The organism is Streptomyces sp. NPDC059851, from assembly GCF_042732005.1.
GTDB lineage: Bacteria > Actinomycetota > Actinomycetes > Streptomycetales > Streptomycetaceae > Streptomyces.
This window is the reverse complement of the sequence record NZ_JBHWJJ010000023.1, coordinates 42562-68299: the sequence shown is the minus strand read 5'-3', so window position 1 is coordinate 68299 and position 25738 is coordinate 42562. Positions and strand designations below refer to the sequence as shown.

22 protein-coding genes and 9 pseudogenes are annotated in these 25738 nt (G+C 69.2%); 15 read left to right on the top strand and 16 right to left on the bottom strand.

The genetic code is table 11. The features are described from left to right. The first annotated feature begins 25 nt into the window (after window positions 1-25). The 4 genes from ACFV7Q_RS11245 to ACFV7Q_RS11230 all read left to right on the top strand — a co-directional run bounded on the left by ACFV7Q_RS11245 (window position 26) and on the right by ACFV7Q_RS11230 (window position 5590). Complete coding sequence (locus tag ACFV7Q_RS11245) at window positions 26-1312, top strand: MFS transporter (RefSeq protein ID WP_385426687.1); 1287 nt, start codon at window positions 26-28, stop codon at window positions 1310-1312. Window positions 1313-2230: 918 nt separating this feature from the next. After that, the gene (locus tag ACFV7Q_RS11240) at window positions 2231-2785 is read left to right on the top strand and encodes a TMEM175 family protein (protein WP_385426684.1); all 555 of its coding nucleotides are present in this window, start codon (window positions 2231-2233) and stop codon (window positions 2783-2785) included. A 100-nt stretch (window positions 2786-2885) separates the two neighbouring features. Next, window positions 2886-4295: an alpha/beta hydrolase family protein gene (locus tag ACFV7Q_RS11235; RefSeq protein WP_385426682.1), complete on the top strand. Its 1410-nt coding sequence runs from the start codon at window positions 2886-2888 to the stop codon at window positions 4293-4295. Between the two features lie 293 nt (window positions 4296-4588). Then, a complete protein-coding gene (locus ACFV7Q_RS11230) occupies window positions 4589-5590 on the top strand; it encodes a PHP domain-containing protein (RefSeq protein WP_385426679.1) in 1002 nt (333 codons plus the stop codon). A 611-nt stretch (window positions 5591-6201) separates the two neighbouring features. Here ACFV7Q_RS11230 and ACFV7Q_RS11225 read toward each other — a convergent pair. Further along, window positions 6202-6429 (bottom strand): annotated as a pseudogene (locus ACFV7Q_RS11225) (IS5/IS1182 family transposase); the annotation flags it as partial. On the opposite strand from ACFV7Q_RS11225, the gene ACFV7Q_RS11220 reads away from it, so the two are divergent. From ACFV7Q_RS11220 to ACFV7Q_RS11205, 4 genes are all read left to right on the top strand, one after another. Continuing rightward, window positions 6340-7032, top strand: a complete 693-nt coding sequence (locus tag ACFV7Q_RS11220) for a transposase (RefSeq protein ID WP_385426726.1) — start codon at window positions 6340-6342, stop codon at window positions 7030-7032. The pseudogene ACFV7Q_RS11225 and the gene ACFV7Q_RS11220 overlap by 90 nt on opposite strands. Window positions 7033-7089: 57 nt before the next feature. Continuing rightward, complete coding sequence (locus ACFV7Q_RS11215; protein WP_385426677.1) at window positions 7090-7419, top strand: transposase; 330 nt, start codon at window positions 7090-7092, stop codon at window positions 7417-7419. A 78-nt stretch (window positions 7420-7497) separates the two neighbouring features. Beyond that, a complete protein-coding gene (locus ACFV7Q_RS11210; RefSeq protein ID WP_385426674.1) occupies window positions 7498-7851 on the top strand; it encodes a ferrous iron transport protein A in 354 nt (117 codons plus the stop codon). A gap of 135 nt (window positions 7852-7986) precedes the next feature. Next, a complete protein-coding gene (locus ACFV7Q_RS11205; protein ID WP_385426671.1) occupies window positions 7987-9429 on the top strand; it encodes an NF041680 family putative transposase in 1443 nt (480 codons plus the stop codon). A gap of 67 nt (window positions 9430-9496) precedes the next feature. Here ACFV7Q_RS11205 and ACFV7Q_RS11200 read toward each other — a convergent pair whose 3' ends face one another. The 9 genes and pseudogenes from ACFV7Q_RS11200 to ACFV7Q_RS11160 form a co-directional block, all read right to left on the bottom strand. Beyond that, window positions 9497-9898 (bottom strand): peptidoglycan-binding protein, encoded by a 402-nt coding sequence (locus tag ACFV7Q_RS11200; protein ID WP_385426668.1) that lies wholly within the window; start codon window positions 9896-9898, stop codon window positions 9497-9499. A gap of 398 nt (window positions 9899-10296) precedes the next feature. Next, window positions 10297-10710 carry a peptidoglycan-binding protein gene (locus ACFV7Q_RS11195; protein WP_385426665.1) on the bottom strand — a complete coding sequence of 138 codons (414 nt, stop codon included), beginning with the start codon at window positions 10708-10710 and terminating at the stop codon, window positions 10297-10299. A 26-nt stretch (window positions 10711-10736) separates the two neighbouring features. Then, complete coding sequence (locus tag ACFV7Q_RS11190) at window positions 10737-11147, bottom strand: peptidoglycan-binding protein (RefSeq protein ID WP_385426663.1); 411 nt, start codon at window positions 11145-11147, stop codon at window positions 10737-10739. A gap of 43 nt (window positions 11148-11190) precedes the next feature. Then, window positions 11191-12453: a peptidoglycan-binding protein gene (locus ACFV7Q_RS11185; RefSeq protein WP_385426660.1), complete on the bottom strand. Its 1263-nt coding sequence runs from the start codon at window positions 12451-12453 to the stop codon at window positions 11191-11193. Between the two features lie 510 nt (window positions 12454-12963). Beyond that, on the bottom strand, window positions 12964-13278 hold the full coding sequence (locus ACFV7Q_RS11180; RefSeq protein WP_385426657.1) for a peptidoglycan-binding protein: 315 nt from the start codon (window positions 13276-13278) through the stop codon (window positions 12964-12966). Window positions 13279-13634: 356 nt separating this feature from the next. Then, window positions 13635-14273, bottom strand: a pseudogene (locus ACFV7Q_RS11175) (IS5 family transposase); the annotation flags it as partial. Between the two features lie 155 nt (window positions 14274-14428). Beyond that, window positions 14429-14820, bottom strand: a pseudogene (locus ACFV7Q_RS11170) (GNAT family N-acetyltransferase). Between the two features lie 10 nt (window positions 14821-14830). After that, entirely contained in the window at window positions 14831-15283 is a 453-nt protein-coding gene (locus ACFV7Q_RS11165; protein WP_385426654.1) for a GNAT family N-acetyltransferase, read from the bottom strand. 388 nt (window positions 15284-15671) lie between these two features. Further along, window positions 15672-16196 (bottom strand): annotated as a pseudogene (locus tag ACFV7Q_RS11160) (GNAT family N-acetyltransferase); the annotation flags it as partial. Window positions 16197-16666: 470 nt separating this feature from the next. Between ACFV7Q_RS11160 and ACFV7Q_RS11155 the strand changes: the two are divergent. Together ACFV7Q_RS11155 and ACFV7Q_RS11150 are read left to right on the top strand one after the other, a co-directional pair. Continuing rightward, window positions 16667-16960: pseudogene (locus ACFV7Q_RS11155) on the top strand (Tn3 family transposase); the annotation flags it as partial. Window positions 16961-17048: 88 nt separating this feature from the next. Further along, window positions 17049-18227, top strand: coding sequence for a barstar family protein (locus ACFV7Q_RS11150; protein ID WP_385426652.1), 1179 nt, complete (start codon window positions 17049-17051; stop codon window positions 18225-18227). Between the two features lie 48 nt (window positions 18228-18275). Here the strand turns inward: ACFV7Q_RS11150 and ACFV7Q_RS11145 are convergent. Continuing rightward, a pseudogene (locus ACFV7Q_RS11145) lies at window positions 18276-18675 on the bottom strand (site-specific integrase); the annotation flags it as partial. 1221 nt (window positions 18676-19896) lie between these two features. Here ACFV7Q_RS11145 and ACFV7Q_RS11140 point away from each other — a divergent pair. Further along, on the top strand, window positions 19897-20175 hold the full coding sequence (locus tag ACFV7Q_RS11140) for a hypothetical protein (RefSeq protein ID WP_385426649.1): 279 nt from the start codon (window positions 19897-19899) through the stop codon (window positions 20173-20175). Window positions 20176-20184: 9 nt separating this feature from the next. Here ACFV7Q_RS11140 and ACFV7Q_RS11135 read toward each other — a convergent pair. Continuing rightward, window positions 20185-20980: pseudogene (locus tag ACFV7Q_RS11135) on the bottom strand (IS5 family transposase). Window positions 20981-21057: 77 nt separating this feature from the next. Between ACFV7Q_RS11135 and ACFV7Q_RS11130 the strand changes: the two are divergent. Next, window positions 21058-21837: a hypothetical protein gene (locus tag ACFV7Q_RS11130; protein WP_385426646.1), complete on the top strand. Its 780-nt coding sequence runs from the start codon at window positions 21058-21060 to the stop codon at window positions 21835-21837. 221 nt (window positions 21838-22058) lie between these two features. Here ACFV7Q_RS11130 and ACFV7Q_RS11125 read toward each other — a convergent pair whose 3' ends face one another. The 4 genes and pseudogenes from ACFV7Q_RS11125 to ACFV7Q_RS11110 all read right to left on the bottom strand — a co-directional run bounded on the left by ACFV7Q_RS11125 (window position 22059) and on the right by ACFV7Q_RS11110 (window position 24453). Next, complete coding sequence (locus ACFV7Q_RS11125; protein ID WP_385426643.1) at window positions 22059-22502, bottom strand: hypothetical protein; 444 nt, start codon at window positions 22500-22502, stop codon at window positions 22059-22061. A 103-nt stretch (window positions 22503-22605) separates the two neighbouring features. Next, window positions 22606-22794 (bottom strand): annotated as a pseudogene (locus ACFV7Q_RS11120) (DUF1330 domain-containing protein); the annotation flags it as partial. A gap of 192 nt (window positions 22795-22986) precedes the next feature. Then, entirely contained in the window at window positions 22987-23895 is a 909-nt protein-coding gene (locus ACFV7Q_RS11115; RefSeq protein ID WP_385426640.1) for an NADP-dependent oxidoreductase, read from the bottom strand. An 18-nt stretch (window positions 23896-23913) separates the two neighbouring features. Next, complete coding sequence (locus ACFV7Q_RS11110; protein ID WP_385426637.1) at window positions 23914-24453, bottom strand: MarR family winged helix-turn-helix transcriptional regulator; 540 nt, start codon at window positions 24451-24453, stop codon at window positions 23914-23916. Window positions 24454-24921: 468 nt separating this feature from the next. Here ACFV7Q_RS11110 and ACFV7Q_RS11105 point away from each other — a divergent pair, with 468 nt between their 5' ends. The 3 genes and pseudogenes from ACFV7Q_RS11105 to ACFV7Q_RS11095 form a co-directional block, all read left to right on the top strand. Then, window positions 24922-25143 carry a hypothetical protein gene (locus ACFV7Q_RS11105; RefSeq protein ID WP_385426634.1) on the top strand — a complete coding sequence of 74 codons (222 nt, stop codon included), beginning with the start codon at window positions 24922-24924 and terminating at the stop codon, window positions 25141-25143. 166 nt (window positions 25144-25309) lie between these two features. After that, the gene (locus tag ACFV7Q_RS11100; RefSeq protein ID WP_385426632.1) at window positions 25310-25513 is read left to right on the top strand and encodes a cold-shock protein; all 204 of its coding nucleotides are present in this window, start codon (window positions 25310-25312) and stop codon (window positions 25511-25513) included. 118 nt (window positions 25514-25631) lie between these two features. Further along, window positions 25632-25715: pseudogene (locus ACFV7Q_RS11095) on the top strand (hypothetical protein); the annotation flags it as partial. Window positions 25716-25738: the final 23 nt, after the last annotated feature.

Genomic DNA, 25738 nt, shown 5'->3' with positions numbered 1-25738 from the left:
CGGCACCGGCTCCTCGGAATGGCCCGTGTCCCGGCGCTACGCGTGGGTGGTCTTCGCACTGAGTTTCGCACTCCTGCTCTCGGACTACATGTCCCGGCAGGTACTCAACGCCGTCTTCCCGATGTTGAAGGCCGACTGGCTGCTCTCGGACGCCCGACTGGGCTCCCTCAGCGGCATCGTCGCCCTGATGGTCGGTCTGCTCACCTTCCCCCTCTCGCTGCTGGCCGACCGGTGGGGCAGGGTGAGGTCCCTCGTCATCGCGGCGACGATGTGGAGTCTGGCCACCCTGGGCTGCGCGGTGGCGGCGAGCTACGGCCAGATGTTCATCGGCCGGCTCTTCGTCGGCATCGGTGAGGCCGCGTACGGCAGCGTGGGCATCGCCGTGGTCCTCAGCGTCTTCCCGCGCACCCTGCGGGCGACGCTCTCGGGGGCCTTCATCGCCGGCGGCGCGTTCGGCTCGGTTCTGGGCATATCCATCGGTGGCGCTGTGGCTCAGGCATACGGCTGGCGCTGGGCGTTCGGCGTGATGGGGATCTTCGGCCTGGTACTCGCCGGCGTCTACGCCGTCGTGGTCACGGAGAAGCGGCTGACCCCTCGGTCGGACCCGTCCGAGGACGGGGCGGCCGGCACTGACACGAATGACCGGCTCCGCGTGCTCCTGCCGCGACTGTTCTCCTCCGTCTCGGTGGTCAGCGCCTACATCGGCAGCGGATTGCAACTGTTCATCGCGGGCGCCCTGATCGCCTGGCTGCCCAGTTACTTCAACCGCTACTACGACATGCCCACCGCGAAGGCCGGTGCGACCGCGGGGCTCTTCGCCCTGGTGATCGGAATCGGGATGGTCGCCGGAGGGATCGCCTCGGACCGGTTCAGCCGGCGCGACCCGATCCGCAAGTGGTCCGTCGCCATCTGCTGCAGCGTGGGCTCCCTCGTGCTGCTGATGACCGCGTTCCGCCTGCTTACCGGACCGGTGCAGCTGCTGGTGCTGGCGCTGGGAGCCCTGCTGTGCGCCGGTACGGCCGGGCCCGGAGCCGCGATGGTGGCGAATCTGACCCCCGCGGCCATCGCCGCGACGGCCTTCGCCACGCTCACGCTGGCCCAGAGCCTGCTCGGGCTGGCCCCCGGCCCCGCCGTCACGGGCATGCTCGCGGACCGGCTCGGTCTGCTCGGCGCGCTCCGGCTCGTGCCGATCGCGGCGATCGCGGCCACCGCCGCCTTCTTGGTCGGCCGTTGTCGGTACGCACGAGATCTCCACCGCCTCACCGCGCCCGCCGCAACGGCGGAGACCGTGGGACCGGAGACCTCTTCATGACAGGGACCACCGTGCCGACGATCGTGATCGTTCCCGGCATGCGGGAACGCGTCGAAGACCACTGGCAGACCGTTCTGGCCGAGCGGCTCGGCGGTGCGGGCCGCACCGTCCACGTCGTTCCCCCGCTGGTGCGCAACCGGCTCAGCCGCGACGCCCACGTCGTCGATCCCGGGCCGGGCGAAGCGGTTGCCCCCGCTCGCCGAGGTCGGCAGCCATCGCCTGCAGAGATCCGGCCCATCTCCCGGACCCCGTCAGGGTCCGCCCAGAAGACCTGCCAGACGTGGCCGGTGCGGGCGCACACGCGGTGTCCGCTTCGGAGCGGGCCCGTACTTCCTGTTGGCGCAGCGCGGTGGCGATCAGCGGCCGGTGCGGCCATGAGGAGTGGTGCGCCGGATCAGGACCAGCAGGGTGCGGGCCGCATCCACAGCCGGCCCAGGCTCCACCCGCACTGCCCGGTCGGCGGCTCAGAGGCAGGGTTCGGCGTAGCCGCCTTCCCATGGCTCCGGACCGGGTTCGGCTCGGCCAAGGGCCGCTGGCATGCCAGGAGATGGCCGCAGCGGTCGGCATGGGGCTCGGTGCCGGCCCGGGTGGAGCCGCGCGCGGGGAGATCCTGTATCAGGTCCCGGCAGATGGTCGTGGGTGGGGTCACCAGTGGGCGATGAGGGGTGGTCGGGTGTGCGGTGTTGTCAGGTTTGGAGGCCAGTGGGGCTTTGTGAGGAGGGCCAGGCGGCCCAGGCGGCACAGGCGGCACAGGGGGCACAGGCGGCGCAGCGGCCGGGCGAGCGGCCCGCCCGCGGCCCCGAACCCGCGCGTCGTTGGCCGCCCGCGCGGGGCGGGGTTGCTACCACAGGTGCCATGAACGCAAGTCCGGAGCGGCGACGAGCCCGACCCCAAGTGGATCTCGTGCCGAGGGACAGGATGCTCGCCCTCACCGACGGTGTGACGGCCATCGCCATGACGCTGCTCGTGCTGGACATCGACCTACCCGAGGGGCTCGACGGGGCCGAGTTGCGCCGGGCGCTCGACGAGGTCCAGTCCCAGGTGGGCGCCTTCCTGCTGAGCGCGGTGGTGATCGCGCTGTTCTGGCGGGCCCACCATGCGGCGGTGCGGAACGCGGAAAGGATCGGCCTGTACGCGTTCTGGCTCAACGTCGCGTTCCTGGTTCTGTTGTCCTTGATCCCGTTTCCCACCCATGTCCTGCAGACTTACGGCGACCGTTTCATCGGCCCGGGCCTGTACGGGGCTGTCATCGGCGCGGCCGCACTGGTGCTGTACGGGCTCGACCTGCACGTCAGCCGTTCGTCGGGCGGGAACTGGCGCAGCGTCCCGCTCCCCGCCCAGGCGATCGTGTTCCTGGCCTCGGTGGGGATTGCGCTCATCTCCCCCCTCGCCGCCATCTGCAGCTGGGCCGCCAGCGTGCCTCTGTCCGTGCTGGCCGACCGATGTGCCGCACGTGCTCGCGAACGTCCCTGATCAGAGCCGTCCGGGCATCCGGCTGGGCAGGCGGCTGTTCGGGGGAAACGCCGGTGTGGTCAATGGGACACGAGGGGCACCGCCCCTACGGTCGGCTGATATGACGCCTCTACCCAAGCACGTCGCCGACCCCGCCCGGCGGACGGCACTGACCGGCCTCGTCGTCGGCGCCGGGTCCGTGCTGGCGGCCGGCTGCACGCCTCTGGGCCATACCTCCCCGCGAGGGACCACCGGGAGTCCCACGAGGTCGGCCACCGGCTCCGCGGGCGGTGCCACGCCCGGGGCGATGACCCTCTTCAAGGACCCGGGGTTCAACTTCAACGCGCTTCTCGCCCTCGGCGGGTCGGGCCAGGGTGCCGGTGAGGTCGGCGAAGTGCTCACCGCGGTGAACGCGATCAACAAGGCCGGGCTCTCCGCGCAGACGTATGTGGAGACCTTCGGGAAGCTGGCCGACCGGCTGTTGAAGGCGCCCGAGGGCAACGAGCCCGGCACCGCGACCACGCGCTTTCGTGCGCTGCGTGCCTCGCAGTACTACAGCCAGGCGCTGTTCTTCGTCCTCGGCTCCGACGCCCCCGGCAACGAGGAGCAGCTGTACAAGTCCACGCGGCGCGCCTGGGACACGTTCTGCAAGCTGTCCGACCCGGCCCCGGTGACGGCGAACGTACCGTACGGGAACACGCCGCTTCCGGTCTGGTTCTTCCGGCCGGACGACTCCGCCGGGCGACGCCCCACCGTGATCCTCACCAATGGCAGCGACGGGCAGAACGTCGACATGTGGACCTACGGCGTGTCGGCCGCCCTGGAGCGCGGCTGGAACGCCCTCGTGTACGACGGACCGGGCCAGGGCCAGCTGCTCTTCCTGGACCGGGTGGTCTTCACGCCGCGCTGGGAGACGGTGGTGACTCCCCTCGTCGACTGGCTGGCCGCCCGTTCCGACGTGGACACGGACCGTATCGCCCTGACCGGACTGAGCATGGGAGGTGAGCTGGCTCCCCGGGCCGCGGCCTATGAGAACAGGATCGCCGCTCTGGCGGCGATGCCCGGAGTGCTGAAGCCCTGGCTGGGTTTCCCCGCGGAGATCCGGCAGATCCTCACGCCGGACAAGGAGGAGACGAACGACATCTGGAACAAGGAGGTCGTGCCCCAGCTGTCTCCGGCCGAGGCCGCCACGCTGAAGAAGCGGTTCGAACCGTTCTCCGCGGCGGCGATGCTCGCCGCCCGCCAGGGACAGATGTTCACCGACTTCTACACCCCGGCCAAGCTCGTCGAGTCGCTCGACATCACGAACATCGTGGAGCGCATCAAGACGCCCACACTGGTCCTGGACTACGACGACGAGCAGTTCTATCCCGGGCAGCCGCGCGAGTTCTTCGACAAGCTGACGTCCCCCAAGGACTACGTGAAGCTCAGCGCCGCCACGGGCGCGCAGCTGCACTGCTCCCCGATGGCTCCGCAGGAGCACTGCGAGGTCGTCTTCGACTGGCTGCAGGAGACGTTGCCGGGACGCTGAGCGACCCCCGCGGATACCGTTGACGAGGAACTTGCGCTGGGCTGCGGCGTCACCGAGCAGCCCGTGGACCGCCGCCGCCTTGACCTCGGGACCTGCGGCGGATCGCCTGGCAATGGCGCAGACGGAATTGCGTCCTGAGCGCCAGCAGCTCCAAGGTGCTCGGAACGCCCACCGTCAGCAGCGCCTGGGACTTCGCGAGCCGGGCGGCGCGCTCGGCGTCCGCCCGGTCGCGGGGAGCAGGTCAGCGCCGAGTCCGCCGGGTGCGCTTCCCGCGGCGGTCCGACACTGGAGGCATGGATCCGGACGAAGCCCTGCGTCGGATCGCCTTCCTCCTCGAATGGCGCGGGGCGTCCCCCTACCGGGTGCGGGCCTTCCACACGGCGGCCGACGCCGTCCGCGACCTGCAACCGGGCCCGGTGGACGCCGAGCGGGCCGGACGGCTGCGCGGGGTGGGCCCGGTCACCGCCGAGGTGATCTCCCAGGCGTCGACCGGGGCCGTACCGGGCTACCTCGCCCGCCTGCAGGCCGAAGCCGGCCCGGACGCGCGCGCCGGCTGGGACCTGGCGGCTGCCAGCACCGGGGACTGCCACCTGCACTCCGACTGGTCGGACGGCGGCAGCCCGCTCGAGGAAATGGCCGAGGCGGCCCGCGCCCTGGGCCGTCAGTGGGCCGTTCTGACCGATCACTCGCCACGGCTGACGATTGCCCACGGACTGAGCCCGGACCGGCTCAAGAGCCAACTGGAGGCCGTGGCCGACGTGAATTCCAGGCTGGGCCCCGGCTTCCGCTTGCTCACCGGCATCGAGTGCGACGTCCTCGAGGACGGCTCGCTGGACCAGGACGAGGACCTGCTCGGCCGGCTCGACATCGTCGTGGCGTCCGTCCACTCCAAGCTCCGCTCGGAGCCGGAGCCCATGACCGCCCGCCTGCTGGCCGCGGTGCGCAATCCGCATGTCGACGTCCTCGGCCACTGCACGGGACGGATCATCACCGGTCGGGGGCGCCCGCCGTCCCGCTTCGACGCCGAGGCCGTGTTCGCCGCGTGCGCGGAAGCCGGTACCGCGGTGGAGATCAACTGTCGACCGGAACGGCGCGACCCGCCGGACGACCTGCTCGTGCAGGCTGCTGCTGCGGGCTGCCGGTTCGCGGTGGACACCGACGCCCACGCCCCCGAACAGCTGCACTGGCAGAGCACGGGTTACGCACGTGCGGCACGGATCGGCCTGGGAGCAGACCGGCTGATCACTACTTGGCCGCTCGGACGGCTGCTGACCAGTAGAAGCGGCCGGCAGTGAACCGTCCTCGCACGTCGATCACCGCGTGCAGCCGCAGCTGACTGATCGCCCCGCACGGGAGACGGCAATCCGTCGCGTGGACCACGACCGGGCTCCGGTGCTCCCGATCCGCCGTGGCCCTGACCGCCTACGCGCCCCCGATGTCGGCCGCCCTTACGGATCGCTTACGGGGAGTACACGGGCGAGGCCGACGGCACGCCCGCCCGAAGCCGTCCCGCATCTGTCCGTTACCTCGGTCCGGTGACCTGACCACACCCCGGCACCCAGACCACCCGGAACATGTGTCCGCGACGATGGTCAATCTGCGGGCAAGTCGGTGGCGTGCCTCTGCGAGTTCGGGCGGGTGGAGGTCGGTGAATTCGGTATCGAAGGTGGCGAGGATCCCCGCGATGCCGGCCCAGGACCAGGCGCCGAGTGTGAGTCGGCAGTGCTCGGTGTCGAGGTGTCCAACGACCGAGCCGCTTGGTGCCCAGCGGGCGACGACGCCGGCCGGCACGTTGAGTCGGGCGCTGCCGGTGCACTGCCAGGCGGCCGTGGTGTCGCCGCGATCGTGACTGCCCATGACGAAGTGAGCGAGGTCGTCATGTGGGGAGTCGGCGCGCCGGCGACGTTCACGCGGCCAGTCCGAGAGTGTCGCGCCAGGCCAAACTCGGTGTGGTGAGGCGGCGGGTCATGTTCGCGGTGGAGGCCCAGTAGACGCGTGAGGCGGAGGTGTCGGGCCGGTGGTCGTACTCACGGGTCAGACGCCGGTGCAGCATCAGCGTGCCGTCCGTCTGCTTGACCACCCACCGCTTGGGCTGCGGGACGAACCCTTTGCCCAGGTCAGCGGGGTTGCGGCGGTGACGCCGCCGACCGCACGCTCCTGGAGCCGACGCGGCAGCACACCGGTCATCCGGGTCCGCGGCCGTTCCCAGCGCCGCTTTTCCATCGCAGCCTTGTGCTGCTACAAACCCGGCGAACGCTCCCGCCTCGTCTACCGGCCCAAACGACACAAGGGAGCACAAGGCCGGGGGCCGCAAGAGCTTCGCCTGGACCGAGTACCGCGACCTCCTCATCGCCGCCCACCAGCAGCTCGGCGCACCCATCGTTTTGGTCTGGGACAACTGAACGTCCACAAAGACCGCCGCATGAGGGCATTCATCGACGCGCAGGACTGGCTGACCGCTTACCACCTGCCGTCTTCCGTACCCGACCTCAACCCCGTGGAAGGCATCTGGTCGATCTTCCGCCGGCCCCCCCAGGCCAACACGGCCTTCACCGACCCGAGCCACCTCATGCGCCAGCTCCGACACGGCCTCCGCCAGATCCAATACCGCAGCGACATCATCGACGGATGCCTCACCGGAACAGGGCTCACCCTGACGACATCACGACCACAACCTCAGCAACGTGTTAAAGCCATCTCGCCGTCGAGCAGGGACAGAAGCCGCTGTCGGTGGTGATCACGGCCAGGCAGCGGGGTGATTCGCTGCAGTTCGAGCCGCCTGGAGGCGATCCGGGTGCCCCGGGTCGGGCTCGGAAGGCCGCGCAAGCGGCCGGACCGTGTGCGGGCCGACAAGGCGTACGACTCCCGGAGCAACCGCTCCTACCTGCGCAGACGCGGAATCAAGGCAACGATTCCGGTTCCTGCGGACCGGATCCGCAACCGGCTGAAGCGTGGCTCGCGCGGCGGCCGCCCGCCGAAGTTCGACAAGGACGACTACAAGCAGCGGCACGCGGTCGAGTGCGGGATCAACCGCCTCAGCGCCACCGTGCCGTCGCCACCAGATACGACAAACTCGCGGCACGAGGCGACCGTGCTGGTCGCAGCCATCAACCAGTGGCTATGACCAGCACTTTCGCAACAGACCCTAAGCTTGTTCTTTATCTTCTGGCGCTCGTGAAGTGGTGCGGGCAGAGTGGGCGGCATGACAGACAGTTCCGGCCCTGTTCCTGCGGACGTAGACGACCGCCAGGCGATAGAGCACATCCTCGGTCGTCCCTTGAGCCAGGCATGGCCGACGGGTCCACTGGCACCGGGCAGCCGGGTCACGGTCGTTCGCGACCAGGACTGGGACGGTCCTTGGCAGGTCGAGTTTGCTGGAACGATCGATGCCATGGGTGCACCCGAACCCAACGAACATGCCCAGTCGCTCAGCGGTGAGCTGCTGTATTGGGTGACCTTCGACGCGTCGCAGTACGACTGCGACGGGGCCGGTCCCTATCGCAAGGCCCAGATCTGGGGTCGGTACCTACGGGCCGAGCACGAGCCCGAAGCGTAGATCCGCGCCTCATGTCCCGCTCGAATCGTCCGTCGAACTGCGTCGCTCACCTGGGCATTCGCCGGACGTGGGGGCGGCCTTCGTCTGATCATGTGCTCCGACCAAGGTGCACGTGACCAAGACGAAGGCCGCGAGGTGAGTCTGCTGCCTGATGCTGTCCGGAGGGAAGCGTTCGCGGAAGCGTCACGCTTCCGGGGCGAGTTCTACGAGTGCCTGACCGCCCGGCGCGATGAACTGTTCGAGCTGGCGGACGCGGTGCTGTGTGCGGACGGTGCGGTGAAGTCGCCGGTGGACTTGACGCTGTTGCCCGAGCATCGTCGTGGGCACGGAGCGATGTACGGCGGTCTGAACCACGGCCAAATCGACGTCGATCGGCTGCGGACGGTGCTGGCCGGGCTGCCGCTGCCGCGTTTCGACGGCGGGCGCCTGGTCCTGGCGGTCGATGTGTCGCCGTGGCTCCGCTCGGACGCGCCGTGCTCGGCCGATCGACTGTTCTGTCACGTCTACGGCCGGGCGAAGACGGCCTCGCAGTTCATTCCTGGCTGGCCGTACTCCTTCGTGGCCGTGCTGGAGCCGGGCGCCACGTCATGGACTGCGGTCCTGGACGCGGTCCGGCTTGGACCGGTCGACGACGCGACCGCGGTCACCGCCACCCAGCTGCGAGGAGTCGTTGAAAGGCTCATCGCCGCAGGGCAGTGGCAGGCCGGGGACTCGGCCATCGTGATCGTCAGCGATGCCGGCTACGACGTCACCCGCCTGGCCTGGGTCCTGCGCGACCTGCCGGTCGAGCTGGTCGGCCGGGTCCGCTCCGACCGCGTCATGCGGCTGCCGAAACCGCCGAGGATGCACGGCGTCAACGGCCGGCCGCCCAAACACGGCCCCGAGTTCCGCTTCACCAAGCCGGAGACCTGGCCCGAGCCCGCGATCACCACGGTCACCGACACCACCAACTACGGCAAGGCCGAAACCCAGGCATGGGACCGGGTTCACCCCCGACTCACCCACCGCTCCTCATGGCTCGACCACGACGGTGAACTGCCTGTGGTAGAAGGCACGTTGATACGGCTGAAGGTCGAGCACCTGTTGAAGGACCGGGACGCTCCGCCGGTGTGGTTATGGTCCTCGAAGACCGGCGCCACCCCGGACGACGTGGACCGCTTCTGGCAGGCGTTTCTCCGCCGCTTCGACCTGGAGCACACCTTCCGCTTCGCGAAACAGACCCTCGGCTGGACCACCCCGAAACTCCGTACTCCCGAGGCGGCGGACCGCTGGACCTGGATCCTGATCGTCGCTCACACCCAGCTCCGGCTCGCCCGGCCGCTGGCCGCGGACCTCCGCCGGCCCTGGGAGAAGCCCACCGCCTCCAACCGGCTCACCCCGGCCCGGGTCCGCCGGGGGTTCAGGAACATCCGCGCTCACCTCGCCTGTCCGGCCCGTGTTCCCAAACCCCGAGGCACCGGACCCGGACGGCCACCCGGCGCCAAGAACAGGCACCGGGCACCCCGCTACGACGTCGGCAAAACCGTCAAACGCCCCGAGACCCTCAAAGCCATCGGCAAGCCTGGAAGATCTTGGTAGATAAAGAACAAGCTAAGGCTGTTGGGGTGTCCGCTCCGCTCCTCCCCAACAGGCCGAAGCCACCGGGTCAGGCGATCTTCTGACACCGGCCGTTCTCGATGGCGGGCCAGTACATCGCACGCCGCGTCTGAGGGCCGTAGACACCGTCTGCGGAGATCCCGACGCGAGCCTGGAAGTCCCGCACCGCCTGAGTCGTGAGAGGACCGAACTGGCCGTCATTGGCCAGACCATTGGCGCCGTTACACACCCTGAGTGCGTACTGAAGCGCACTGATGGCACCGCGGTCCATACCTGCCATGCCCTGGCGCATGACACAGTTGGTGGTGAGAGTGAGCCAAGGGGCCTCGTTCGTGGGAGCCCACACATTGTAGGAACCGACCGCGACACGCATTTGGCCGTTGCAGACAGGGGTTGCGGCGCTTGCAGTTGGAGCAAAGCCAATCATTGTGCCGATCGACAGGGCAGTCATACCCAGAGCGGTAAGCCGACGCTTCACAGACTCTCCTCACGCGGGGTGCACAACAAGAGCCTGAGACGCCCCCCGCAGCATCCTGGGCCGAACTGTCCATCTCGGCCAGGCCGAAAATCATCATACGGTGATCATGGGAACCCGCGTACCGACAGGTCCGCGCACTGAACCTGGAACTCCCCTATGCGCCACGGCAGATGCTGTCGCTGACCGAGCCCCGCCCCACGGCCACCTTGGGGCACCGGATCGCGGCCGTCGTCGCCCTCGGGTGCGGGCTGCGTCACCGCGACGGTCCGCCTTTCGGCCCTGTCGCGGTACCGCCCGTAGGGAGCGGCCGATCCTCACCGGCCGCTCCCGAAGGGACTTCATCCGCAGGCGGTCCTCTTGGCCGGCGGGCGTCAGCCCTGGGCGCTGGCCAGGAGGTAGCCCCAGGTCCTGTTACCGACGATGCCGTCGGCCCCGCCGGTGGCGGCCGGGTACGACGCCTGCCATCTCAGGACCGCGTCCAGGGTCTTGGGGCCGAAGTCGCCGTCGACGAATGTGGCAGCGTCCCAGGAGTGCACGTAGCCCACGGTCACGAGGGCCTCCTGCAGGGCCCTGACACAGACTCCGGTCGACCCCTCCCGCAGCGTCACGTCGGGAACCGGCCAGCCGTTCCACGTCGAGTACCGGACGCCCTCCTGGTCCATGCAGGTGCCCAGGTGGTCCTGCGCGGACGCGTGGGGGGCGGCCACGGCCGCCGTGGCGAACAGTGCGGCCGCGACCACGGCTGTACGAAGGGCTGCCCGGCGCGCGCGGGTCGTCGTTCGCACGGTTCCTCGATTCATGCCGGGGGCGCTCACTCGAAGTACGCCGCGTTCAGGAGCCTGTACCAGGTGTGCGGGCCGACGATCCCGTCGGCTCCACCGGCCACGTTCGCCCTGCGCTGGAACTCCATGACCGCCGTACGCGTCTTGGGGCCGAAGTCACCGTCGATGAACCCGGGTCGGTCTGCCGCGGGGACGACCCCTACGGCGAGCAGGTCCGACTGCAGCTCCTCGACGCAGATACCGGTCGAGCCGTACGAGAGCATCACGTCGGGGATGCTGACGTCCCCGTAGTAGGACGTGCCCACCTCTTGCACGCAGTAGAACAGGCGGCCGTCGTCGACCGCGGCGTGGGCCGGGCCGGCGCCGAGCACGGTCGCCGTCGCCACTGCCGCAGCGATCGTTGCGAGTGTCCTCGTCGCGGTGGTGCGGATCTTCTTCATGGTGCGCCTTTCTGGGTTGTGTGGGAGATGCGTGCTTCGTGCGTCAGGCACCGGGCGGGGCGACGACCGCGTAGATCCCCCTGTTGAGAGGGCGGATGACGCGTGCGACGCGGTCCTGGTAGTTGCCCTCGATGGTGGTCACGGTGCCGTCGCCGTTGTTGCGCTCGACGACGCCGATGTGGGTGCTCGTGCTGGTGCTCGACGGGCCGGTGCCGAACAGGACCACGTCGCCGGGCTGCGGGTTGGAGTTGCGTACGTCGGTCGTGAGCGTGCCGTGGTCACGGCCGTAGTAGTAGAAGTTGCCGGTGAAGGCGGTGTGGTAGTTGATCCCGGCCTGCTGCCAGGTCCAGCTGGCGAAGTGGGCGCACCACGCCTCGCAGGCGCCGTACGGATTGCAGTTGTTGCCCCACTCGCGCACGCCCCGGTCGAGTTCGTGCCGCGCGGCCTGGACGATCTTGTCGCGGACGCTGCCGGTCAGCGGGGGAAGGCTGGGGGTGCCGCCGCTGGGCTGGCCGCCCGGGGTGGTGGTGCCGATCTCGCGGGCGATGCCCATCGCGGCCATGGTCTGGGGACCGGCGATGCCGTCGACCTCAAGGTTGCGGGCCGCCTGGTAGGAGCGTACGGCGCTGAGGGTGGCCGGGCCGTAGTCCCCGTCGGCGGGGGTGCCCGCCGCCGACTGGACCTGCTTGACCTTGGCGGCGAGGGTGCCGTTGGTCTGCGGGCCGGCGATGCCGTCCACCGCGATGTCGTTGTCGCTCTGGAACGACAGGACGGCGTTCTTGGTGATCGGGCCGTAGACGCCGTCGACACCGCTCAAGGGCAGGTAGCCGAGGCCGGCGAGGTTCCGCTGGAGGAGACGGGTGTTCGAGCTGGTGCCCTGACCGCTGGCGGTGATGCGGTCGATGCCCATCGCACCCATGGTCTGCGGGCCGGCGATGCCGTCCACGTCGAGATCGCGGGCGCTCTGGTAGGCCCGTACGGCGCTGAGGGTGGCGGGTCCGTAGTCGCCGTCGGCGCCGGTACCGGCGGCCGACTGGACCTGCTTCACCTTGGCCAGCAGCGCGGCCATGGTGAGGGGGCCCGCCTGACCGTCGACCTCCAGGCCGTTGTCGCTCTGGAAGTGCCGTACGGATTCGGCCGTCTGGGGGCCGGCGACGCCGTCCACCCCGCTCATCGGCAGGTAGCTGAGACCCGCGAGGCCGCGTTGGAGCAGGGGGACGTCCGCGGCCTGCGCCGTCTGTGCCGGGCCGAGCACCAGGCCCGCCACGAGCGTCACGAACGCGAGGGCGAAAGCCAAGAGGCGCAAGGACGGTTTCCCGGATGTGGCGTCCGTGACGGCCGCGACAGGTCGGGGCTGTCGGGTTGCTTCGGGCATGACTGCCAGACCCCTTTCACGAGTGGGGAGTCGAGAGATGTTGTGAGGTGCATGAGAGGGCCGCAGAGGGCCGCAGAGGGCGTCAGAGGGCGTCAGAGGGCGTCAGAGGGCGTCAGAGGGCGTCAGAGGGCTGCAGAGGGCCTGAGAGGTGTTCGAAAGGTGTTGCGAGGGACGAGATGCGCGCATGCAGCGGCCGGTGAGCGGGCCGAACTACCCGTCGGCGAAGGCCCCCGTCGTTCCAGTCCGTCGCGTCGATGCCGGTCGTCGAGGCGATGTCGTGCTGGATCTTCTTCGCGCAGTCTCAGAACGACACCTGAGAGAGGTTCCGCGCAGTGGGATCAGCGGCCGGGGCCGGAACTGAGGCGGACGCCGGTGCTGGTGCCGGCTGAACTCTGCCATGAGGCGACGCCGGCCCTCGATCTGCTGGATCTGATGGACCCTTCAGTTGTGGCTGGGAAGGTAGGAGTAGCAGCCGTTCCCGTCCCCGTCCTGGGTCGCGCTGAGAATCGCGGAACCCGTGTCGGGGCCTACGACGCCGTCCTGGGGGAGGCCGGCCCAGTCCTGGAACGCCCTGATCGCGCCGTAGGTGTCCGGGCCGAACAGGCCGTCCTCGTCGACCGTGTGATAACCGGTCTGCCAGTGCAGCGAGTTGGCCAGCACCTGGAAACACTTGACGCCGTTGTACGTGTTCGTCTTGCCGTAGCCGATCCAGGGGGCTCCGGGCACCGCGTTGGCGGGAGCGCTCCATGAAGCCACGGCGAGAGTGGTACCGGCAGCAACGAATCCGGCTCTCTTGACGAACTTCTTGATCCTCACGGGTGCAACCTCACGCATCTGGAACTTCGCTCCGAGCCCAGACGGCCGGCTGGAGGCGACGCATCCTCATGCGGCGTCACCCCCGTCCGGCCAGCTCGGAGCAGCACGGTCAACTGAGGACCAGAGTGCCGCCCTGCAACAACGGATCACTAACAAGTCGGCAACGGGCACTGGCAGCGATGACTTGGAACTGGCGTGAGGAGAGCGGGGTATCGAGAGGTATGGGGGGCGACGGGTGCGGGCGGGTTTGCGGGCGGGGGCGGGTGCGTGGGTGGGGCCAGGTTCTGTCTCTTTGGTCAGCGTCGAGCCCAGATGAGGATGCCGGCGAGGTGGATTGCGACCTGGTGAGCGATGGCAAGTTTGTCGTTCGTGCGGCCGGGCCGCGCCGCTGCTTGAGGCGGTTGAGGCAGCGCTCGACGGTGTTGCGCTGCCTGTAGGCCTCACGGTCGAAGCCGGGCGGGCGGCCGCCTCGGCGGCCTCGCCGCCGGCGTTGGCCGATCTGGTCGGACGGTTGCGGGACGACCGCCCGGATTCCCCGGCGCCGCAGACGGCTGCGGATGGGGCGGGAAGAGGAGGCGCGGTCGGCCAGCACGGCGAAGGGCCGGGTTCGAGGCCTGCCCGGGCCGCTGAGGGACACGCGGATGCGGGCCATCAGCGTCTCGAAAGCTGGTGCGTCGCCGGCTTGGCCTGCGGTGACGGCGAAGGCCAAAGGCCGTGCACCGCCGTCCGCGGCCAGGTGGACCTTGGTGCTCAGCCCGCCGCGGGAGCGTCCGAGCGCGTGATCGGCGGGCCCGCCGGAGCCTGCCGCCCCTTTTCGGGTGCTCCAGCGGCGTGCTGATGTGCTCTGACGACTCGATGTCGTCAGCGGGATCCGCCGCTGCCAGAACAGCGGCCAGGATCTACTCCCAGGCGCCGTCGACTGCCATCAGAATCACCCCGGCGCGGCAGTTGGGCCTGGTCAAGCATCTGGCTGGCGCCCCACCCATCGAGATCCGCGCCGATGCGGGGCGCCAGGGGCTGGCCGCCCAGACCTGCACCTTTCGACGTTGCACCGCCAACCAGGCACGAGCTCGTCAGGGCTTCTACGGCGTCAGGTCAGGCGCAGGTCGATCCAGGGCACGGTGTCGCCCTCGCGCAGCAGATAACGTTCGAATTCGACGAAGCCGTGCTGTTCTGCGAAGTGCAGGCCATCCGCATTGGAGGCCAGTACCACGGTCTCGATCACCTTGGCATCCAGCGCACGGGCCTGCCCCAGCGCACGCTCGTAGAGTTGGGTGCCGAGCCCGCGGCGACGGTACTCGCGGGCAGGACGCGGGCGATGACCGTGGCGGTGGCGCCGTTGTCCTTGATGGGCGGGCGTACGGTGGCGCAGCCGACCAGGACGTCGCCGAGGTAGGCGACCTCCATGCGGTTGCGACCTGTGCGCTCGCGCACGGCGTCGAGCGACAGCACCTCCTCCAGTAACAATCCGGAGCTCGTCAAGGTCTTTTGCCTATGGAGCCGTATCGCGCAGGTCGGGGCGGTTCCTTGGCAGTCCGAAGCCTGCCATCTCCTTCTCCTCGTAGGACAGGAAGCCCAGGCTCCGGTAGAACGCGTGGTTGCGCTTGCCCTCTGGTGACGACTCGTGGTCCGTGGACAGAAGGAAGAATCGGCAGTGGGAGTAGCGCCGCATCAAGTGCTCGACCAGTGCCCGGCCAACCCCCTGCCTGTGGTTCGCCGGATTGACCGCGACGTCCTGGACGTAACAGATGTGCTCGTCGTCGGAGATGGTCCGGGCCAGTCCGAGGAGCGTTCCCGATCCATCTCGTGCCGTGATGACGAGGTGAGAGTTCACGAGACCGCGACAGAGCTTGTCGACGTCGCTGGTGTAGCCCTCCCAGCCGACCGAGTCGTAGAGGTTCAGCATCTCAACAGGATCGAAAACGCCCTCTTCTGCTATGAACATGTCGATCCCCTATGCGCTGGTGCCACTTCTCACCGTCAACTCGACACCACACACATCGGGCACGTCAAGATCGACTACTGCCGGACCCGGCCGCCTGTCGCTGGCTCCCCGGCTCGTGGGCGGGTACTGGGGAGACGGACCGGACACGCGGCGGTCTCCTGAGACCCTCACAATCGAACGCTGGGATGACGCTCCGTGACGACTCCCCAAGATCTGTGCCAGAACCGAGTTATGAGAGCGCCTGCAGCTCAGCTGCGAGAGCACCCTCTTTCACGGGAGAGTGATGTCGCTGGGAGCGCCCGGATGCTTGCTTCGGGACCATGGCTGGGCTCTGGACAACGAGGGGGCCGGGGTCGTGTCCCGCCGCATGGTGTGGCCCGTGGCCATCTCGCGGGGTCCGGTACAGCACACACTGGCGAAGCGGCCCTTCGGGCACGCTCGGGTCCTCGAAGTCGTCGGCCGGGTCCCGGGTCATGCCGATCCGGCGCATCACTGCCTGGGAACGAACGTTGTCGACGGTCGTCGACGCAACGACCTCCGGCAGCCCGAGGACCTCGAAAGCGAAGGCCAGGGAGGCCAGGGCGGCCTCGGTGGCGTAACCGTGCCCCCACGCCGAACGGGTCAACCGCCACCCGATGTCCACCCCCGCGAACGGCATGTCCTCGTCCACCTCGTCCAAGCCGACGCGGCCGATGAACTCACCGGTCTCCCGTGCTTCGAGCGCCCACCACCCGAAGCCTCGCTCGTCGAACTCGGCCTGCATGAGTTCCACCGCGGCATCGCTCTGCTCCCGTGTCAGCAGTGCCCCCAGGTGTTCTCGGACTTCGGGGTCGGCGTTCATCGCCGCCCACGGTTCGAGGTCGGACTCCCGCCACCGGCGGAGCAGGAGACGATCGGTACGCAGTTCTGGCATGCCGGCCAGCTAACGCCATCACGATCAGGGTGTCGATCGGATATGTCGAACGCTACGGTGCTCGCCATCGCCAGCCCCCGCTACCAGTTCTTCACGGCCCCTACACCACTCGGCGGGATGCCATCCCGACCGGACTCACCGCTCTCAGGCGCTGCTACTTCTCATCGACATTCCTGGGCCTCTTGACAGCGAACCGATGCCAGGAACCACCGACATTCGCTCTTCGCTCTCACCTACGCAGCCAGTGCGGCGAGCTGGTAGAGGACGGCCTGCCGCGGCTGCCAGTGGTCAGTCGCGCTCCGGAACTCAGGGCTATGCTCACCGCCTTGCAGCCGGCGCGGGCGAGCACCGTACGGGCCTCTCGCACGAGATGCACGGGCTTCCATCGGTTGTCGGCGTCCATGCCCGTCTGTTCCCGCCGCTCGGCTTCGTGCCGCTCGGCTTCGGCCCGCCGCTCCCGCTCGGGATCTTTCCACGGCCGGGCCGGGCAGTTCTACCAGCGCTATCAGGACGGGATGGAGGACAAGATCGGCGCCCTCGGCCTGGTCCTCAACGCCCTGGTCCTCTTCAACACCCGGTACATGGATGCCGCCGTCGCCCAGCTCCGGGCCGACGGCTTCGACGTCCGCGAGGAGGACGTCGCCCGGCTCTCCCCGTTCGTGCGGCACCACGTCAACATGCTCGGCCGATACTCGTTCCAGCTGCCCGAACTGCCTGGCGGCTTGGGCCCCCTGCGCGAGCTGAGCGCCGCCGAGGAGACGTAATCGGGGGCGAGCAACCATCCTCTGTCCTCCCCGGGCCAGGTGGGTCCGTATCTTTGGCGCGAAGGCTGCTCATATGTTCGGGGGTTGGGTGCGCATCGCAGATCACGCCATGTGGGACCGGGGCTTCCCGGTGAAGTACCTCCTGGTTCAGGAGGACGAGGATGGCGTGGAACAGCTCTGGGGGAGGTGCGCGGGCGTCGAAGGATTTTTCGTCGACCCGGTCCCGCCGCCGCGGGAGGTCCTCACCCTCCGCGGATGCCGCCCCGACGGTCTCCTGAGCGAGGTACTGGCTGGGCCCGACGTCTCGCTACGGGGTCTGGGCGACGTGTGCGTCGAAGTCTGGGACGACGAGAAGCCCGTGCAGTGGTGGACTCTCGTCGATGCGGTCGTGCTGGCCCACCAGCCCCACTCAGCCGATCCGGAACGGTACGACATCGTGCTCGGCGCCGGCGTCAGGAACGAGGAGAGCTTCTTCGAACTACCTGCGACGCCGCGCTTCGAGCTCTTCGCGGGAACGACGGCTGCTGCGGCAAGTGCAGGCCAGTGCTCCGTCGTGGACGGCCTGTTCAAGGCGCGGGTGGACCCGGCCCCCGTTCCGATGGAGCTGATCGGCTGCGAGCCTGCGGAGCCCCTGCTCGCAGCGCTGCGGCGACCCAGTCGGTCGGAGCGGGACTGGGCCTACCTCCTGGTTCTGGATCGTCATGGCGCCGTGATGGCCTCCCGCTCCGTGGGCCTGGCCATCACCGGAGCACGACCGTCCGTGCTCGGCGGCGCCCTCGTCGACATCACCCTTACCGATGGTGGCGACGATCGGCCATCGCTGGCGGCCCGCCCGATCTGGGCCGAGTGGTATCAGGGCTCGCCCACCGAGCCCAACCTGTGGGCGCCGTACGACTCGCAGGGCAGGGCCGCGTGGCTCGACCTCACCACTCGTGCCTGGCGGGTGCCCGCGCCCCGGCCGGATCGGTCTGGCGGTGAGCACCATCTCGACGGCCGATTCGTCACGGACGTTGCCGGGCTGCACTGCGCAATCGCCGAGGCCCTGCTCGGGCCCGGCCGCTACTTCGGCCGGGAGTGGAACGCGTTCAAGGACTGCCTGGGCGGTGGATTCGGAGTGGCCCCGCCCTTCATCCTGATCTGGCACGACTCCGAGACCGCGCGCCGCGCGCTGGCAGACGTCGTGGAGAATCCGGAGGATGGGCTCTCCTACTTCGAGGACATCGTCCGGCTCCTCGAAAGGTGCGGCGTCACGGTCGTGCTCCGGTGAGTCGCAGGCGCCCGAGCGAATACGCCTCCGGGACAGGCTGAGCGGACTTCAGCGCCTGCTGTCGCCGGGCGCGAGCAGGCGTGACCTCGGCGATCGCTTCCGGAGACGGCTTGAAATAGCGGCGGACGTTCTCCGTCTTCTTGTGCCGCGACTTCGCCATCAGCATCAGCAGACTGGCCCCTGCCTCACCAAGGTGGGTCAGACCGGAATGGCCGTACTCGAGCAGGTCCCAGCCGGTGTCCGGCCCGCGCACCGCGGTGTGCTCGTCCAGCAGTGCGCGGGCCTGCCCGCAGGAGAGGCGGGCGAGCCCGGCGTCCGGGCAAACGTCGCGCGGGCTGACCACCTTGCCGGGGCCGGGACGGCGGTGGGCCACGAACACGGGCCCGCGGACGCGGCCCTTGAGTAGCCGGGGCAGCAGTCGGGCGGTACCGGCGTTCCAGTACACCCGCGGCCGGTCGGAGGCGCGCCGTGCTGGGCTACGAGTACACCTGCCACCAGCGGTCCGCCTCAGCGCGAGCCAGTTCGGCGTCGTACTGACCCGCATCGAAGTGGAGCTCCGGCGGCGGGTAGGGCATGGCTCTGTGGTCCTCCCAAGGAACCTCCCAGTCCGACCACTGCACGATCTCCCCAAACCGCTGCACGACGACGGCCGGGAAGCCGCAGCAGCCACCGGTGCAGTCGGGTTCCCCAGCTCCAAACGGCGTGCCTCACCCGTCGCCCGGAGAGGGCTGGGGCGGTCGGCCGGCAGCGCATGAGCCGCGTACGGTCCGCGGCCGCCGTCGCCGACCGCCGCTTCGACCACGTCCTCACCGTTGACCCAGAACCGCACCTGGGCAGGGAACAGGGGTCCCGGCGGCAACACCTTGATCTCCAAGCGATCGAACATCAGACCACACTACGGGGCGCGCTGACGTCGGCGCGCGGCCCAGCCGACGCCTACCTTCACTCGGCTGACGGGAGGGTCCACGAGGTGCCTCCCGTTCTCGTGAACATTGACCACGTCCCGGGCGGGGCGTCTGTGGTGAGGGCACGCTGAGTAACCGGTTGGGCACGGGAGTCCTGGTTGACTAGGCTCGCGGCATGAGTGGGTTGGCACACCCCGTCCCACCTACATCAATCCAGCGGCTCCGGGAACTTCTTCTCCATCCTCATCTCACTTTGAAGAGAAACGAGTCGGCGAGTTCGACCTGAACACGCCGAGACATGCGCCAAAGGGGCAACGAGTCGATCCTGAGGCCCAGTACCCAGCCCTCGGGCCGGACAGCCCATGACCTCGAACACCCTCAAAGTTCGCCTCCGCCACCTGGGCTTTCCCACCCTGCGAGGACGCACGGCAGCGATCCGCCACCTCGGCTTCAGGCGCCCGCACCCGTGGTTGCGCGCCCATTGCTCGGCTACCCGACAAGACCACCGCCCAGCTCGCCGCCGAGGCCGGAGGAGCCTGGCGCGATTATGCCCCCGGTGACCACTCACGGCAGGTCGCCAGTTCGGTTGCCAGATCACCCTTCTCTCAAGTGTCATGGCGTGACACAGATGGACCACCACCCGAGCAATAGGTTCAGCACTGTTGCTGAACTAGAAGGCGGCTGCGGCAACGCTGGCGAAGGCAGCGAAGTGCTCGGCCTTTCGTCGGCGCAGGGTTGCCCCTCTGCGACGTATAGTGCGTCGCGTGTTCAGCAAGTGGAGAGAGCCGGAAGCTCTGGAGAGCGCGAAGCCAGCGACCTACGAGAACGCGCGTGCCGAAATCCTGGTCTCGCTCGATTACGCCAACCTCGACATGGACTTCCCCCGCATCGTGCACTGGCTGAGGCAGCTGCCCGCGGATGACCGCGATCGCCTCCTGGGCGAACTGGAGGCAATCGCTGCGACTGATGCGATCCGCCGGGACGACGCGACATACCTGCTGGATGACCTGGGGCTGCGCCGCATCCCCTGGGAGCAGCCCTAAGGCGTCACCTCATGTGGCGAGTCTGCGGTAGCAGATGAGGGTGCAGGCGATGCTGGTGCAGGCGAGGAAGTGTTCGGTTTTGCGTTTGTAGCGTCGGTGGAGTTGGCGATAGCCGGCGAGTCAGGGCATGGTGCGTTCGATGGTTCAGCGGTGGTGGCCCAGTCGCTGCGAGGACTCGATGCCCCTGCGGGCGATGCGGTGTGTGATGCCGCGTTCGTGTAACCATTTCTGCAGGTGGGCGTAGTCGTTGCCTTTGTTGGCGTGGGGCTTGGCGGGCTTGCGTCGTCGGTGCCCGTGGCGGGTGCGGATGGGTGGTATTCCGCGGGCGAGGGGTTCGTGGGCCTTGCTGTCGTGCGGGTTCGCGCCCGAGATTCCGACGGAGAGGGGCAGACCGGTCCGCTCCGTGATCAAGTGGATCTTCGATCCGAACTTGCCCCTGTCGACAGGATTCGGGCCCGTCAGGTCCCCCTTTTCAGGGCCCGCATGTTCACCGAGTCGATCGCGAAGCGGGACCAGTCCAGTTCCCCACGGGCGCCGAGCTCGTCGAGGACCAGACGGTGCAGCTTGGCCCGCACCCTGGCCTTCGTCCACTCGGAGAAGCGTCGGTGGGTTGTCGCTCCCGATGGCCCGAACGATGGGGTAGCTGCTGCCAGGTACGGCCCGTGGTGGCGACGAACACGATCGCAGCGAGTGCCTCACGGTCGCCATGCCGACGCCGGCCGTCGCCCTGCGGCCGTGACGGCGCTTCCGGCACCACCCGCTGGAACTGCTCCCACAACTCATCCGGCTCCAGCCGCCCAACGATCCCCGCCCCGTTCGACGGCTACACAGGACGCCGAATGAGATGATGTTTAACTCCGACAGCAGGGAGCGTTTCCTCCGATGACCGCACAGCCCGCACGCCCTGAGCGCAGCGGTCCCGAGACCGCCTCGGTCATGGATGTCTCGCCGTTCAAGCCTTCTCTCGTCAAAGCGGTGTTCAGGGACGTGACTCCGATGCACGTCTCTCGGTCGGCCGCGTGGGCCGCCGCGTCGGTGACGCGGACAGTGCTGACGGAGATCATCGACGGCGCGAGGGGAGCGGCGGCGAAGGAGGCCCGGAAGAAGCTGATTCCCAGGGACCTACTTTCGGCGATCGACCGGAACGTCGAGCTCGAGGTGGGGGAGAAGTGGTACGATCACAGCCCGACGTTTCGAGGCCTGACCGGTGTCCTGTACGACGCCGAGGGTGTCATCGTGCCTTCTCGTAAGCGCAGCAGGTCACGCAAGCCGAGTGCAGTGGTCGGCGCCCACAGGTTCGAGGCCGGGGTCAAGAAGCTGCTGCGGAGCCAGGGGGCGACGGCCGTCCCGGCGATGGTCCGTGACCTGGACGGAATTGCGAGCGTGTTCCTGACGGACCTCGCCCGGGACGCGGCCATGGTCGTCCGCGAGGGCGGGGTCAAACGTTTCGGTACGGTCACCCTTGTGATGTCGGGCGAACCGGCCCCAACCCCCTTGCTCAAGGATTCCCTTCGGGCCTGGTCCGCCCGCACGGGGGACAGGCGGACCATCGGCACGGATGACATCCTGGCCGCCACCACGATTCAGTTGTTCGGCGGCAACCTCAGGCAGCGAGCCCTCGCCGAGGCACGCGAGGCGACACAGAACACTTCGGCCGGCTGAGCGGGTGCGACCAACATCGCCGCCTGCACCCTCGTCTGCTACCGCTGACTCGCCAAATGAGATGGCCTCTTGGGAGCGGCGGGTCCGTCGCGCGGCCCGTGCCCCCGGGCCGGGTGGGGGACCTCGGGGTGGGCGGGGTGGGCCACCGGCTGCCGGAACGGCGAGCGCGTCGGCGTCCGTTTCGGTGGACCACCCGGACGAGCACGGTCCGCCGGGCTGGCTCAGCCGCCGGGGCAGAAGCCGGTGCCGTGGAGGGAGGCGCCGGCCTGGCCGCTGTCGTAGGCGGCGAGGCTGGACCAGCCGCACACCTGCACGGCGGCCAGGTTGCCGGAGATCCGCAGGTAGTGCTTGCCGCGCAGGTCTATCCCTTTGCGGTCCTTGCCGCCCACGATGTTGACGTCGATCCAGGTCCTGTCGCCGGGGTTGTGGACCGCGCCCAGGCGGAAGGAGGTGAACGCCCCCTTGTTGCCGCTGCAGTGGGCCCGGCCGTTTCCGCTGGTGTCCGTCAGGAGGCAGTAGTCGGAGACGAACGCCGTCTCGCGTACGTCGATGCGGATGTTGTAGCTGCCGGCCGCGTGCGCGCTCGGTGCCGCCGCGGCCAGTAGGCCGATGGCCGCTCCCAAGGCGGCTGCCGTCGTTGCCGGCTTGTTGCGCAGAACCTTCATGGTGTGATGCTCCTTTGATCGGGGGGAGGGGACGAATCGTTTGCGGGGACGGGCCGTGTGCCCCGGCGGACGGGCCGGCGCCGGCCCGTACCGGCCGAGTCGGTCAGCCGGCGCCAACCACGACCCGGACGGAGGAGTGCTTGCGCCGGAGGGCTTTGAGGGGCTGGTAGGCGGGCGCATCCCAGAAGGCTTGGGCGGCGGCCCGGTCGGGGAACTCGTGGATGACGAGTGTCGACGGGCGCCAGTCGCCTTCCAGCACGACGGGAGCCCGGTCCACGACGAGGTTTCGGCCCCCCCGCCTCGCGCATCAGCGGTAACACGGCGTCGGCGTAACGCTGGAAGCTGTCGGGATCATGGATGTCGAGGTCGATCACGATGTACGCGCTCACGGGTGTCCTTTCTGGTTGTCCGTTGCGTTGCGGACTGCGCCCTGGCCGGGGCACGTCCGGAACCAGTACGCCTGCGGATCGCTGCGGCCGGTGTCTCAAGGCAGGGTCAGGACTCGCTTGCCGCGGGTGTGGCCCGATGCGCCGGCCTCGTGGGCCAGGGCGGCGTCCTCGAGCGGGTAGGTGGCGGCGACGGTGACGGTGAGCTTCCTCGAGGCAGCCTGGCGGGCCAGCGCGGCCAGGTCGGCGGGGTCGCGCAACTGCGGCCCGGACTCGAAGGCGACGCCGAGTGCCGAGGCGGTGAAGTCGGCGATGGTGACGATGCGGTCGGTGCCTCCCAGCAGCGTCACGGAGTCGGGCAGGGCGCCCTTCCCGGCGGCGTCGAAGACGGCGTGGAGGCCGCCGGGGGCGAGGGCGCGGACGCGCTCGACGAGGCCGGGCCCGTACCGGGTGGGGGTGGCGCCGAGGGAGGCGAGGTAGTCATGGTTGGCGGCTTTGGCAGTGCCGATCACGCGGACGCCCTGTTGGACGGCGAGTTGCACGGCCATCGTGCCCACCCCGCCGGTCGCCCCGTGGATGAGCAGGGTTTCACCCTCGGCGACGGCCAGCCGGCGCAGCACGCGCCGGGCGGCGTCCCCGGCCACGGGCAGCGAGGCGGCTTCCGGCCAGGACAGCTCGCGGGGCTTGGCGGCGTAGCGGGAGGCGAGGGCGAATTCGGCGTAGGCGCCGGTGTCGGCCCAGCCCAGCACCTCCTCGCCGACCGCCACGTCCTCGACGCCCTCGCCGAGGGCGTCGACGGTTCCGGCGAACTCCGAGCCCAGGACCGCGGGAAGGGGGGTGGGGAAGATGTGCTCCATTGCTCCGGAACGGATCTTTGCATCCACCGGGTTCACGCCGGCGGCACGGACGCGGACGCGGATCTGGCCGCGCCCGGGAGACGGGACGGGCTGTTCGGCTTCGTGCAGGACCTCGGGTCCGCCGAAGCGGTCGAAGACGACGGCGCGCATGGGTGTGCTCCTGAAGGGTCATGGTCGGTGGGTTCGCCCGGTGGGCCGGCCGGTGCCGGTGCCGGTGCCGGTGTCGGTGCCGCTGGTGGTGCCGGCGCGGTCGATTCCGTAGATGGACTGTTCGATGGCCACGGCCGTGGCGACGAAGGCTTCGACGGCGGCCGGGTCGAGTCCCTCGATGGCGGTGGCCTCGAGGGCGGCCCACATCCTTTCGATGGGACGCCTGAGAGCCCGCCCTTGGTCGGTGAGGTGGACGTTCATCACCCGGCGGTCGTGCTCGGACGGGGTGCGGGTCAGCAGTCCGGCTTCCTGCATGCGCTTGACCGACTTCGAGACGGTCGAGTGGTCCAGGCCGACGCTTTCGAGGAGCTCGGACTGGGATTGGCCGTCGCGGTCGAAGAGCTGCATCAGCAGCAGCTCCTGGCCGGGGTGGAGGCCGAGCTCGCGGAGCATGCCTGCGGCGTGGGCGCGGTGGGCGCGGGCAAGGGTGAAGATCGCGTAGCTGAGGCGTCCAGATCGTGCGGTGGACGGGACAGGCGGCCGGGCGGCGGCGGACATGGAAGCTCCTGGATCGGCGGTGCCAAGCGGCCATGGGGAGGCCGGAGACATACACCTAACACGCACTTAGGTGGCCGGCGAAGTATGAGCGGGGCGGATGGGACGCGCATGGGCTGCCGCGTCGCGGATGCAGGAGCACATCGGCGATTCGCCGTGGCGGCTTGCGAACGGACCGGGGTGGCATGGGGTGTGCGGTCACGGGGACACTCCGTGGCTGAGGGGGAACGAGATTTACGTTGCCAGCCACGTAAACGTACCACAAGAAAGGTGGTTGGCCACATAAATTCGCATGGTGCTGCGCGGCGGACGGCTCGGACGGGCGGCCCGGACGGGCCGTTCGCTGGCGGGCGGAGATCTTGCGGCACGGTGCAGGGATGCTTGCTTTGCCGTGGACGTCCCAGGCGCGGGCTGGAGCGCGAGGAGGGTGTTCGGGTGGTGGAGGTGTTGGCGGACAAAGATGGTGTGCGGGTGCTCAGGTGTGGGGACTTCGACCAGGACGTGCTGGCGCCGTTGGCCGCCGCGTGCGAAGCCGCGGTCGGCGACGGCGAAGTCGCCGAGGTGGTGGTGGACGTCTGCGAGGTCGGGTTCGCCGACTCCGCATCCTTGAACGAGCTGCTGCGGCTCCCGACGGCTCCCGACGGTACTCACGGGCCCGCTGCCCGCCCGGCTGCTGCGGTTGGGTGGAGCTGACCGGCGCCCTGGGCGTGTTCCCCGTCGCCGACGGAGTGGACGCCGCCCGGGCGAGGTAGGCGCGTCCATGGTGTGGCCTGGAAGACCGACGCGCGTGGCGCGGTAGGAGTGGTAGGCCCGGCCGCATGCAGGCGGCCGGCTGGCGTCGGCGCAGGAGGTGGCGGAATTGACCAGGGGCACCGTGAAGTGGTTCATCGCCGAGAAGGGCTCCGGATTCATCGCCCAGGACGGCGACGGCCCGGACGTCTTCGCCCACTATCGCGACATCGTCGGCACCGGCTACCGCGAACTCTGCGAAGGTGAGCGGGTCGTCTTCGACATCAGCCAGTCCCCGCGCGGTCTGCAGGCGCAGAACATCACCCGTCACTGACGCCGGCCACCGCTCCGAAGGGGACAAGGCAGAGCAGCGCAGTCGGCCCGCCTTCCAAGTCCGCCCCCACCTAGGGTCTGCTGCGAAAGTAGATCTTGGTCCTGAGTGAACACGTTCTGTGGGACGTGGCCATCTGACGGGCGGCCAATGGGCCCGGCTGGAGCCGCTGCTGCCGCGGGGCATCAAGCCGGGCCGCCCGCCAGTGGTGGCGCGGCGGCAGCTGAT

Coding starts and splice junctions, on each gene's coding strand:
- ACFV7Q_RS11125 (WP_385426643.1), bottom strand. CDS start 22,502: ATGAAGGTTCTGCGCAACAAGCCGGCAACGACGGCAGCCGCCTTGGGA.
- ACFV7Q_RS11115 (WP_385426640.1), bottom strand. CDS start 23,895: ATGCGCGCCGTCGTCTTCGACCGCTTCGGCGGACCCGAGGTCCTGCAC.
- ACFV7Q_RS11210 (WP_385426674.1), top strand. CDS start 7,498: ATGACAGACAGTTCCGGCCCTGTTCCTGCGGACGTAGACGACCGCCAG.
- ACFV7Q_RS11200 (WP_385426668.1), bottom strand. CDS start 9,898: ATGACTGCCCTGTCGATCGGCACAATGATTGGCTTTGCTCCAACTGCA.
- ACFV7Q_RS11130 (WP_385426646.1), top strand. CDS start 21,058: ATGACCGCACAGCCCGCACGCCCTGAGCGCAGCGGTCCCGAGACCGCC.
- ACFV7Q_RS11230 (WP_385426679.1), top strand. CDS start 4,589: ATGGATCCGGACGAAGCCCTGCGTCGGATCGCCTTCCTCCTCGAATGG.
- ACFV7Q_RS11165 (WP_385426654.1), bottom strand. CDS start 15,283: ATGTTCATAGCAGAAGAGGGCGTTTTCGATCCTGTTGAGATGCTGAAC.
- ACFV7Q_RS11190 (WP_385426663.1), bottom strand. CDS start 11,147: ATGAAGAAGATCCGCACCACCGCGACGAGGACACTCGCAACGATCGCT.
- ACFV7Q_RS11110 (WP_385426637.1), bottom strand. CDS start 24,453: ATGTCCGCCGCCGCCCGGCCGCCTGTCCCGTCCACCGCACGATCTGGA.
- ACFV7Q_RS11235 (WP_385426682.1), top strand. CDS start 2,886: ATGACGCCTCTACCCAAGCACGTCGCCGACCCCGCCCGGCGGACGGCA.
- ACFV7Q_RS11240 (WP_385426684.1), top strand. CDS start 2,231: ATGCTCGCCCTCACCGACGGTGTGACGGCCATCGCCATGACGCTGCTC.